We start from the raw sequence: 10,978 nt of genomic DNA on the forward strand, positions 1-10,978 counted from the left end.
TGCTAAATGCGGACTTATCATCGTTGCTTATTAGACTTGTATACATTTACGTATTATTTCGCAGTCTTGTTCAGAAATCAAATAGGAGTCCTATATGTATTTAAATAAGGTCTAATAAATTACTATATAAATTCGGCAGCATTTACCTAGTCGTAATTTGAGAACCGTGCAATTTCATCCTCACTCAAAATTTAACCAAAACCGCGATCGCCGCGAACAGGGTTTGCAAAACTTGCTCGATCGCCTTGTTAAAGCAATGCAGCGCGATGAGTTAGTGCGACAAATAACCAATCAACTCAGAGAATCGCTTCATGTTAATCGGGTGGTGTTGTATTATTTTTACGGGCGGTGGCAAGGACAGGTGACTTTTGAATCTTTGAGTTCTAAAGAATTTTCAATACTTGGTTCAACTGGCCCAGATGGTTGTTTTAACGACCAGTATGCTGCTTTATACTTAGCAGGACGGGTAAAGGCGATCGCTGATATTGAATTAGAGCCAATCGAGCCTTGTCACCGAGATTTTCTCAGCAATATGCAGGTTCGTGCCAACCTAGTTGTACCAATTTTGATTCCTAGAGGATTATGGGGATTGCTGGCGGCACATCATTGTCAAGGGTCTCATGATTGGTCGCCATCAGATATAGAAATGATGCAAACAGGGGCGCAAACTCTAGCAACAGCCCCTTACATCCTAGAAAGTTAAATATAATTAGGAATTTATGCCGCGTGCAACTCAAACTTAACCCCCAACCCCTTCCCTACAAGGGAATGGGAGCAAGAATTAAGTTAAAAGGGCGGTTAGAAACTGTGGCTACACAGGCAAAACCCACCTCCCTGGGTTGAAAATATTCAATTTGATTTTTCTAATCAGGAGAAAGAATTATGAAATTTGGTTATACGGTTATCTGGGTAGACGATGTAGTTAAGACGGTTGAGTTTTACGAAAAAGCATTTGGTCTAGTTCGTCGCACTCTCGAAGATAGGGGGCAGTTTATTTGGGCTGAAATCGAAACCGGAAACACTACACTAGCTTTCTCTTCTAGTAGCGAAGCCCAAAAGTTATTTCCTGGCGGCTTCCATCTCAACGATGCTACACAACCACCAGCATTAATCCAGATATCATTCATCACTCCTGATGTTGGCAGCGCTTATATGAGAGCGATCGGAGCAGGCGCAAAAGCATTAGATGCTCCTAAAGCCCAGCCTGGGGGACAAACAATTGCTCGTGTCCGCGATCCTAATGGTGTGTTGGTGTCGTTGGTGAGTGGCTAAAGCGATCGCTACCTTGAAATTGGTAATTCCCATAGCGCAAGTTTTTCATTGATTAGGGCATCAAACAAGCAAAGCTATAATTACCGTAGCCTCTAGCCACGTTCCATGCTTCTATGACCTTTGTGGTTGACTTGCTGGATAACCAACACATAGAATGGTTATACAGTCAAGATAATTAATAATTAGTAATTTCTAATTTCAAGATACTCTCGACGAGACGCTTTGTGTAGCTTGCTTCTTTGCAGAAGTACTCAGACTGGTTAAAGCTAGGCTATCAGTGTGAGTTTTTGTACTCTCCACTGATTAAAGACCACTGAATTTTTACTTTGGCGTTGCTCAGTACAAGTAATTCAATGGGTGGCTCTGTACCCATTTTAAAATTTATGAATTATGAATTACTAATTATTTGATCATCTGGGTGGATGATGTAGCCCAAACTGTTGAATTTTACGAATATACAAATAAATTAATAGAAGAAATTTATGATTTCAATAATCATACCAACTGTAAATCGTTTTCAGTCACTCCAATTAGCAATAGAGTCCCTAATTAAACAAAATTTTCCAGTTGAGCAGTTTGAAATTTTAATTTTAGATAATGGTTCTACGGATGCAACCAAATCTGTATCAGAAACAATTATAGAGCAGTATCCATCTCATCAAATTTATTATATATATGAACCTGAACCGGGACTTTTATCAGGAAGGCATCGAGGAGCGTTAGCTGCTAAGGGAGAGATTTTAACATTTATTGATGATGACATTGAAGCTGATGTCAATTGGTTACAAGCTATTCATGAAGCTTTTACTGATCCTACTGTGCAAATTGTTGGAGGACGTAATTTACCTAAATATGAAGTCGAACCACCTAGATGGCTAAAATATTTCTGGCGTGAAAACGATAACCGCAAAATATGTGCATATTTAAGCTTATTAGACTTTGGAGATCAAGTGCAGGTAATTGATGCCAACTATGTTTGGGGACTAAACTTTTCTATTCGTAAAAAAATACTGTTTGAACTTGGTGGCTTTCATCCAGATTGTATCCCCTCAAATCTACAACATTTTCAAGGTGATGGAGAAACAGGTCTTACTCAAAAATCCAAAAAATTAGGCTATAAAGCAATATATCATCCTCAAGCTCTGGTATTTCATGAGGTTTCTCGCTCAAGAATGACTCCCGAATATTTTAATAAAAGATTTTTCTATCAAGGAGTTGCTGATTCATATACACAGATTAGGAAAGATGGGGGAAATTTAGTTAAAAATCAAGTGCAACCAACCGTAAATCTCACATTTCGCGGGAAACTTTTTCTAAAAACCTTAAAAAAACAAATTCTACATTCTATAAATGAAGGGTTAGAAATATCAATTCTAGCAGACCGTTTTAGACTAGCCTATGAAAGGGGTTATCAGTTTCATCAAAATGCAGTTCGCAAACATCCAGAACTTTTACACTGGGTTTTGAAAGAAAACTACTGGGAATATAAGCTACCTAGTATCAGTGTCAAACCTCCTCGGAAAAGGTAAATATTGATGGTTTTATTTTCTATACTCCCCAATCTCAAATTTTATGGATTCAAATCCAGCATTGTGTGCAGCGATCGCAAATCACATTACCAACAGTCCCCAGCAGCGAATCACTTTTGCGGAATTCATGGATGTGGTATTATACCACCCTGAACATGGCTACTATTCCAGCGATGCAGTGAAAATTGGCTTTGAGGGTGGTGATTTTTTTACTTCTCCTAACCTCTGTGCTGATTTTGGTGAGTTACTAGCAGAACAATTTTTGCAAATGTGGGAGATTTTAGGAAAACCTGTACCCTTTTCTCTGGTAGAAATGGGAGCAGGTCAAGGACTGCTAGCTTTGCATATCCTCAAATATCATCAACTGCACTACCCAGATTTTTTTACCGCGCTGGAGTACATCATTGTTGAAAAGTCGCCAATTTTAAGACAAGAACAGCAGCAACGCTTGCAAGATTTCCCTGTACGTTGGTGCAATTTAGAGGATATACCACCAAGTGCGATCGCAGGCTGCTTTTTTTCTAACGAATTAGTAGATGCATTTCCAGTACATCAATTCATCCGAGAAACAGGGAAACTCCGAGAAATTTATGTGACAACACCACAAAACCTAACCCCCCAACCCCGTTCCATAGAAGGGAAGGGAGAGAAAGACTCCCCTCCCCTCATAGGGGAGAGGTCAAATTTTGCATTTGTAGAAGTCACAGGGGAACCTTCAACACCCCAACTAGCTGAACATTTGGATTTAGCGGGAATCGACTTGAGCCAAAGTGCATATCCAGATGGCTACCGTAGTGAAATTAATTTAGCGGCTCTAGAATGGTTGAGTATAGTAGCAGACCGCTTGCAGCGCGGCTATGTGTTAACAATTGATTATGGTTACCCCGCCAGTCGTTACTATAATCCCAGGCGATCGCAAGGAACGCTACAGTGTTATTATCATCATCGTTTCCATGACAATCCCTATATCAATATTGGGCGACAAGATATCACTGCCCACGTTGACTTTACAGCCTTGGAACGCTGGGGTGAAAAGTGCAATTTAAAGAATGTTGGTTTTATCCAACAGGGATTATTTTTAATGGCGTTGGGTTTAGGCGAACGGATTGCAGCCCTTTCTGATCAAAAGCAACCCCTCTTGCAGTTACTACAGCGACGAGACGCACTACACCAACTTATAGATCCTACAGGACTGGGCGGCTTTGGAGTTCTAGTTCAGAGCAAAGGTCTGGAAGATACAGAAATTTCTCAACCACTAAAAGGATTGACTGTGCCAGACTAAAGGTAAATTTAAAAAGTTAAAACTCTATTTAAGAATGCAGTATGAGTCTTATTTAGACTACGATAACAGTGATTACTCTAAAGTAAAAGACAATACCAAAGTAATAATTATGACTACTCATGACCTGTTAATGCTAGCAACACTACTTACTCCAGGTATTTTACTTTCAGTGATAATTATGGCAACTTTTGCTGCTGGTGGTTGATTTCCAGAGTTAGGGAATAGGGAGTAGGGAAACTGGGATTTGGGATTGGATCTTAAATCTCAAATAACTACTTATTAACTAATTTGAATCAAACGATGGAAACGCGATGTCTACAACAGGCTACGCCTACGCTGTATTAAAGGAACGTGAAAAATGAAGGTGGCATTTCTGGGAACTGGACTAATGGGACTACCAATGGCTCAAAGGTTATTAGCCGCAGATGTACAGCTAGTTGCCTACAATCGTACCCCAGAAAAATTAGCACCACTACAAGCAGCTGGGGCTGAAATTGCTACACATCCCCGCCAAGCCATTCGTGCTGCTGAGTGCGTGATCCTCATGCTTACTAATGCCCCGGCCATTTATAATGTGTTGCTTTCAGATACGGCTTGGCAAACTTTGGAAGGGCGCACAATCATTCAAATGGGAACAATTACTCCCACAGAAAGCCAGGAAATTAGAGATGCAGTTGTTGCTGGTGGTGGTGAGTATTTAGAAGCACCTGTATTAGGGAGTATCCCGGAAGCTAAAGCTGGCAAGTTGAGTGTTATGGTAGGGGCAGAGCCAGAACAATATGAACGCCACTTAAAGTTACTCCAAAATTTTGGCACAGAACCTTTACTTATCGGACCAGTGGGATCTGCGGCGGCTCTGAAATTGGCACTAAATCAACTAATAGCTTCCCTAACAACTAGCTTTGCTTTGAGTCTAGCTTTTGTCCAGCGTCAGGGTGTGGATGTGGATGTGTTTATGCAAATATTGCGTGATAGTTCACTCTATGCACCTACCTTTGACAAAAAGCTACAACGGATGTTGGATAAGGATTATGCTAATCCCAATTTCCCCACAAAACACTTGCTTAAAGATACAGAATTGTTTATCTCAGAAGCAAAATCTCAAAGTTTGGATCTCAGCAGTATTAAAGGAGTGCGGCAAATCTTGCAAACAGCCGTAAAAATGTCATTTGCTGATGATGATTACTCATCACTATTTTCTGTGATTAAGGAATGGGGAGAAGCGATCGGGGAATAAATTTTTGTAGGGGCGTACATCTGTACGCCCCTAACCCGTAGTTTATTTACCCAGTTAGGGACTGACAAATAAAAAACATCCCAAATTTTTTGTGGGATGGGTGTCCCCACCCGTCCCAGATTTAGGGCGCTCATGTTGCCCACCCCACAAGATGGATAATTTATTTCTTGTCAGTCCCTTATACAGAATTCAATTCTGAATTCTTCTGATCAAAACCTTTTCACTTAATCGTTAATATAGCGTTTATTAATCAGATGAGGTACATCTTACAGCTATTTTCAGGTAAATAGACCACGGGGTAGGGGCACAGCATGCTGTGCCCCTACGACATCTGTGGTTCAAATACATGAAAACTGCTGTAAGCCCCCTCTCGAAGAGCGGGGAGGGGGTTGGGGGTGGGGTTCTTGTACCTAACTCAACCGAGAACCGCTATAAGGATATTACTGCCCATTAGTAGTAGATGGAGAAAATGGTGTAGTAATTGATGGAGGAAATGGTTGAGATTCAGGCTGAGGCTCAGGTTTAGGTTGAGGATTGAGAAAATCCTGCCAAGTCTTAATTTGCTCCTGCGCTGCACTGTAAGCAGCACTACCGCGTGGAATCGATTTGGCAATGTCAATGCCTCTAGCGATATCAGACTGACCTTGAGAGCGGGCGATTTCTAACAATTGCTGACTCCACTGATCAATAGCCTGATTCGCATCCATACGTAAGATGTTATTGTTTGAAACCCGATCCGCCAGCCGTATTGCCTCAACCAAGGCTTCTGGCGTACCCGCCGCCCCCACTTCCTGGGCTTTTTTCCAGTTTTCTTTGGTACGGATTTCCCCTTCCCAATCATTGATCGCAGCTTGTGCTTCCCCAGAAAGCGCCCTTCCCGACGAGGCAATTTGTTGAGCTGCGCCAATGGCGGCGGTGAGATTTCCACTTTGAGCCAGTTCTCGTGCTTGATCTAAGTAGGGCTGATCTTGAATTCGCTGAATCTTTCCGATCCAAGTCTGAATTTTTTTCCGTGCTTCTGGATATAATGCCCTACCTCTACGAATTTCATTCGCCTGGTTGATCGCAGCTTGCAAAGAGTTAATATCGTCGAATACTGCTATCTGGTCGGCACGTTCTAAGTAAGGTTGGTCTTCAATTGTCTCTACTTGGGCACTCCAGCGTTCTATCTCTTGCCTAGCTTCTGTAGCCCTGGGATTACTAGTAGGGATGAGCTGTACTTGGGCGATCGCTGCTGTTAAATTCGGGACTGTTCCCTGACTAGCCAATATTCTCCCTTTTTCCAGATTTGCAACATCTTCGATTTCCAACTGCCAACGAGCAATAAGTTGCTGTGCCTCGTTATAAACTGGTCTGGAAGGATCAATTTGTTGTGCTTGAGCGATCGCTGCCTGTAAACCAGAAACGTTACCGATCCAAGCACTCCTTTTGGCATCAGCTATGGCAATAAAGTCATCGGTTTCGCCTTGTAGTTTCGTACTTTCCGGTATTTGCCTAGCAATATTCAGCGCTTCATCCGCATCCTTCTTGTCTAGTTTTGCCTGTGCCAATTCCAGCATTTTGCGTCCAAAGGCGGGAATCGCTTCCTGAGCTTTTTGGTAAAGGTAACTTTCTTGCCCAATGGACTCGGCTAACTTGATCGCTTCTAATAAATTATCGACAACTTTGCTGCTTGCTAAATTTTCGGCTTTTCCTAACTTATCGCCATCTTCCCGTGCGGTGGCAATTAAACGATTCAATTGGTCGTATTTAGTACCCGCCCAGTATTGATTATCTACACGCAGCATTTTAGCGGATAACATAAACGCCGATTGCCAGTGCCGTTCCTTGACTTCGGCGATGGCACCGTTGTATGTCGCTTCTGCCTTTGACCAAATTGTTTGCCATTTGTCAACTTGTTCATCGACTAATTTGTAAGCGGCTACATCTTCGGGGATTTTCTTCGCAGTAGCGATCGCTTCCTCTAAATTCCCAGTTTGGAAACTTTGATCGGCTAGCTTCAAAATATCCCGCGACCATTCTTCAATGAAACGATCAATTTCTCCATGCAACGGGTGATCTTGTGGTAGTTGCTTCACCAGAGCGATCGCTTGCAATAGGTCATTCACTGTCTGCTTAGAAGCCGCCAACTGAGCGCAGTGTAGCCGCACCGAAGCACTAGCTAGCGGCCAGAAAATCGAGGGGCAATTAGGGGCAGTGGGCAACTTTAGTAGCATTGCCATTGCCAAGAATCCGACACTGCCAGGAATCAACAATAGCAGTACTAGCCATAATGTCCAGCTTTTCATCCAGCGTGGCCATTTCCCCGAATTACTACTGAGTTGGGCAGTTTCTTCTGAATTACTATTTATAGGTAATCCTTCCCGATGGTTTTTTTTTCGCCGCTTCACTGACTTGGAGTTATAACCAGTAGCTGGGACATCAAATGGCTGAGTTTCACCGAATTGTTCTGTTCGGGATAAGCTTTCGTTTTGATCTGGCTTTCTTCCACTGGCTGAAGACCAACTGTCTGGAATATCCCGCTCTGTCATCTCTCACACCAAAATAATTGAATAGCGCTCTGTTTTAGGTCGATAATTCCATTGTTGACATAGTAACTTTCTGATGATTAAAAAGCTACTTTTTGATTATCTCTCTCCACAGAGTACCATTATCAATCTCAAAAATCAGTGCTATTTTATACTTTATCCTAAAACAGCAGATTCAGCTTGCAAATCGGCAATTAGTTGAGCTAACTGCTCGCTAGTTGCCTGGTAGAGATTGCCGCAAAAATCGCAAGTTGCTTCAGCCCCATCATCTTTAATAATCATGTCTTGTAATTCCGCTTCTCCTAAAATCTTCAGTGCGCCTAAAACGCGATCGAAAGAACAACTACAATGGAAGCGCAGCAATTGCCGTTCGGAAAAGATTTCCAGCCCCATATCTCCCAACAACTCGCCAAAGATTTCCGGTAACGTCTTCCCAGCTTGCAACAACGGCGTAAATCCTGCTAGACCGGCAACCCGTGATTCCAACGTTTCTACCAAGGCTTCATCTCTGGCGGCTTTGGGTAATATTTGTACTAGTAATCCTCCAGCCGCAGTTACTCCCCCGGCTCCCACAAATACACCTAAAACTAAAGCCGAAGGTGTTTGTTCAGAATTCACCAAATAATGAGCGACATCATCACCAATTTCCCCAGAAACTAGTTCTACCGTACTAGAGTAAGGATAACCATAACCGATATCCCGCACAACATAGAGGTAGCCACCACCCACTGCACCACCAACATCTAGCTTTCCTTTGGCATTGGGCGGCAATTCCACAGATGGATTCCCGACATACCCGCGTACCGTACCATCTAAGCCTGCATCTACCAATATCCCACCCAAAGGCCCATCGCCCTTCACCCGGACATTGACCCTCGATCCAGTTCGCTTCATACTAGAAGCCATTAACAAGCCCGCCGCCATCGTCCGGCCTAGTGCTGCCGTTGCCACATAAGAAAGCTTGTGGCGCTGCCGTACTTCTTCTGTTAAACGTGTGGTGATCACACCTACGGCACGAATTCCACCTTCGGCTGCTGTTGCACGAATTAACTGATCCGCCATGAATAACCTTACATTTCTTAACAAGTTCACATTTTCTATTCTAAGTTCTCTGCTGCGAGAAAAGTGACGTAGTAATAATCACTGATTGATTTGCAATATTAGAAATAGCGATGTCTCATCTTTAGGTAATCCGAGAAAAATGCTGGGTAATTTTCAACAAAGCCAACTGCGGATCGAAATCGAAGCATCAACAGATGCAATTCGTAATAGTCTCCTGCATCCGGTGCAACTAGAAAAATGGCTCTTAGGGCAACGCTTTGCGCCAGGAATGCCAGAAGAACTGCTTCCCGGATTCCAGTTTACAACCTGGACTGGGCCAGTAGCGATTCATCATCAAGTAAATGTTGTCAAATCCAACTGCCTGCGTTTGCTACTCAGTGGAGGCATTGACGGGTTCCACGAATGGTACTGGGGAGAAGGTTGGGTACAGTCCCGCTTGGAAGGAGTTTCAATTTTGCCCTTAAATTTGGGTCAAACCCTGAGTTTGTTGAGCTTGCGTCAATTTCTGGCAACTCAAGGGCGTTGAATCGACTGAACGTAAAAGGGGGATTTTCCTTGTCTCTAGGACTAGCCTTTTCAAGGTGACTCGAAAAATCTCTTTTTTTCTCTGCGCCAGGGACACTTTGCTCAAGTCGGGAAACCCGCCCATGCAAGTGTCCTGCTTTGTGACTCTGGGGTTGATAAGTAATTTATCTAACCAAAGAAAGGCAGAGAACACAGAGTTACATAAGTTAGAATGCTTAAATTATTTTGGTTCTTCAGTACTTGTTATGCCAAACTATAGGAATCATATTTGATTTCTGGAAAAATCTTAGTAGTCTTGTAGGGTGTGTTACGGCTGACCTAACGCACCATCGGAGGGTTTTGGTGCGTTAGCCTACGGCATAACACACCCTACGTATATTTCAAAAATCAAATACTAGTCCTATATTATTAATGACTATCGAATGATGTTAAAAACATCGCCTTTTTAACTAAGTTAATTCACCACAGAGACTTCTCACAATTTGTAGAAACTCCCGTAAAACAGGTGTCATATCCTCTTGTCGCCATACTACAGCCGTTTCTACTAATGGTGTTTTTTCTTCTAAAGCGCGATAAACTACACCAGCCCTTTGAAGATTTTGCAAAGAAGACGGTACGATCGCAATCCCCATTCCTGCTGATACTAGCCCGATAATTGTCTGCATTTGGATTGCTTCCTGAGTCACTTTTGGGCTAAAATTTCCTTGCTGGCAAAGACTCAAGATTTGATCGTAAAGTCCAGGACCAAAATGGCGGGGGAACATAATAAAATTTTCGTTCAAGAGCGATCGCACTGAAATATTTTCTTGTCTAGCTAAGAAATGAGTTTCCAACATAGCCACAATTAAAGCTTCTTTCTGAATGCATTCTTGATTGAAAGTGTTGTCTTCTAAAGGTGGATGGGCAAAACCTACATGGATGCGGCGATTGAATAGCGCTTGTTCTTGCTGAGTTGTCGTTAATTCTTGCAATACTAACTCCACCTCTAGAAACTGCTCTCGAAACCGCCGCAAAATCACAGGCAGCAAATCGTAAGTTACCAAGCTGGTGAAACCTACTCGTAGTTGTCCTTTCTCACCCCTACCTGTCCGTTGAGTCAGATCAATTGCCTTGGACAGTTGAGCGAACAATTGATAAGCTTCTTGCAAAAATACTTGTCCGGCTTCCGTTAGCTGCACCTGTCGTTTAGTTTTGCGTTGAAAAAGTTCTACCCCTAATTCTGCTTCTAGCTGCTGAATTTGCTGGCTTAAGGGCGGTTGAGCGATGTGAAGTCGCTCTGCGGCTTTACTAAAGTGTAGTTCCTCAGCTACAGCAATGAAGTAGCGCAGGTGTCGCAGTTCCATAGTTTTGATATTTTATAAGTCTCAAATATTCATAAATATATATTGGACATATCAAAAATTGCTACCTATGATACTCATACATGCAAGTCAGAGGATCATGTAACTATGTCGGAGAATTTAATCAGCCAAGTAGTGACGCAAGGAGTGCAGCGATCGCCAAATCGAGCTATGCTGCGGGCAGTTGGTTTTAAAGATGAAGA

At 42.6% G+C, this 10,978-nt stretch carries 9 protein-coding genes; 6 read left to right on the forward strand and 3 right to left on the reverse strand.

Annotated features, from left to right (window positions below):
* Positions 1-166: 166 nt before the first annotated feature.
* The 5 genes from V7K50_RS25575 (at position 167) to V7K50_RS25595 (ending at position 5,320) form a co-directional block, all read left to right on the forward strand.
* Positions 167-703, forward strand: coding sequence for a GAF domain-containing protein (locus V7K50_RS25575; protein ID WP_334965020.1), 537 nt, complete (start codon positions 167-169; stop codon positions 701-703).
* Between the two features lie 179 nt (positions 704-882).
* Positions 883-1,272, forward strand: coding sequence for a VOC family protein (locus V7K50_RS25580; protein ID WP_334965022.1), 390 nt, complete (start codon positions 883-885; stop codon positions 1,270-1,272).
* A 482-nt stretch (positions 1,273-1,754) separates the two neighbouring features.
* Positions 1,755-2,801 carry a glycosyltransferase gene (locus V7K50_RS25585; RefSeq protein ID WP_334965024.1) on the forward strand — a complete coding sequence of 349 codons (1,047 nt, stop codon included), beginning with the start codon at positions 1,755-1,757 and terminating at the stop codon, positions 2,799-2,801.
* Between the two features lie 43 nt (positions 2,802-2,844).
* Positions 2,845-4,083: a class I SAM-dependent methyltransferase gene (locus V7K50_RS25590; RefSeq protein ID WP_334965026.1), complete on the forward strand. Its 1,239-nt coding sequence runs from the start codon at positions 2,845-2,847 to the stop codon at positions 4,081-4,083.
* A 358-nt stretch (positions 4,084-4,441) separates the two neighbouring features.
* Positions 4,442-5,320, forward strand: a complete 879-nt coding sequence (locus V7K50_RS25595; RefSeq protein ID WP_334965028.1) for an NAD(P)-dependent oxidoreductase — start codon at positions 4,442-4,444, stop codon at positions 5,318-5,320.
* Positions 5,321-5,760: 440 nt separating this feature from the next.
* Here the strand turns inward: V7K50_RS25595 and V7K50_RS25600 are convergent, their stop codons facing one another.
* On the reverse strand, positions 5,761-7,851 hold the full coding sequence (locus V7K50_RS25600; protein ID WP_334965030.1) for a chromosome segregation ATPase: 2,091 nt from the start codon (positions 7,849-7,851) through the stop codon (positions 5,761-5,763).
* 153 nt (positions 7,852-8,004) lie between these two features.
* Positions 8,005-8,910, reverse strand: coding sequence for an Hsp33 family molecular chaperone HslO (gene hslO / locus V7K50_RS25605; protein ID WP_334965032.1), 906 nt, complete (start codon positions 8,908-8,910; stop codon positions 8,005-8,007).
* 139 nt (positions 8,911-9,049) lie between these two features.
* Between hslO and V7K50_RS25610 the strand changes: the two genes are divergently transcribed.
* A complete protein-coding gene (locus V7K50_RS25610; RefSeq protein ID WP_334965034.1) occupies positions 9,050-9,436 on the forward strand; it encodes a hypothetical protein in 387 nt (128 codons plus the stop codon).
* A gap of 448 nt (positions 9,437-9,884) precedes the next feature.
* On the opposite strand, the gene V7K50_RS25615 is transcribed toward V7K50_RS25610, so the two are convergent.
* Positions 9,885-10,778, reverse strand: coding sequence for a LysR family transcriptional regulator (locus V7K50_RS25615; RefSeq protein WP_334965036.1), 894 nt, complete (start codon positions 10,776-10,778; stop codon positions 9,885-9,887).
* Between the last annotated feature and the right edge of the window lie 200 nt (positions 10,779-10,978).

This window comes from Nostoc sp. (genome assembly GCF_036917135.1).
Taxonomy (GTDB): domain Bacteria; phylum Cyanobacteriota; class Cyanobacteriia; order Cyanobacteriales; family Nostocaceae; genus Nostoc.

Coding starts and splice junctions, on each gene's coding strand:
- V7K50_RS25580 (WP_334965022.1), top strand. CDS start 883: ATGAAATTTGGTTATACGGTTATCTGGGTAGACGATGTAGTTAAGACG.
- V7K50_RS25595 (WP_334965028.1), top strand. CDS start 4,442: ATGAAGGTGGCATTTCTGGGAACTGGACTAATGGGACTACCAATGGCT.
- V7K50_RS25600 (WP_334965030.1), bottom strand. CDS start 7,851: ATGACAGAGCGGGATATTCCAGACAGTTGGTCTTCAGCCAGTGGAAGA.
- V7K50_RS25590 (WP_334965026.1), top strand. CDS start 2,845: ATGGATTCAAATCCAGCATTGTGTGCAGCGATCGCAAATCACATTACC.
- V7K50_RS25610 (WP_334965034.1), top strand. CDS start 9,050: ATGCTGGGTAATTTTCAACAAAGCCAACTGCGGATCGAAATCGAAGCA.
- V7K50_RS25585 (WP_334965024.1), top strand. CDS start 1,755: ATGATTTCAATAATCATACCAACTGTAAATCGTTTTCAGTCACTCCAA.
- V7K50_RS25615 (WP_334965036.1), bottom strand. CDS start 10,778: ATGGAACTGCGACACCTGCGCTACTTCATTGCTGTAGCTGAGGAACTA.
- hslO (WP_334965032.1), bottom strand. CDS start 8,910: ATGGCGGATCAGTTAATTCGTGCAACAGCAGCCGAAGGTGGAATTCGT.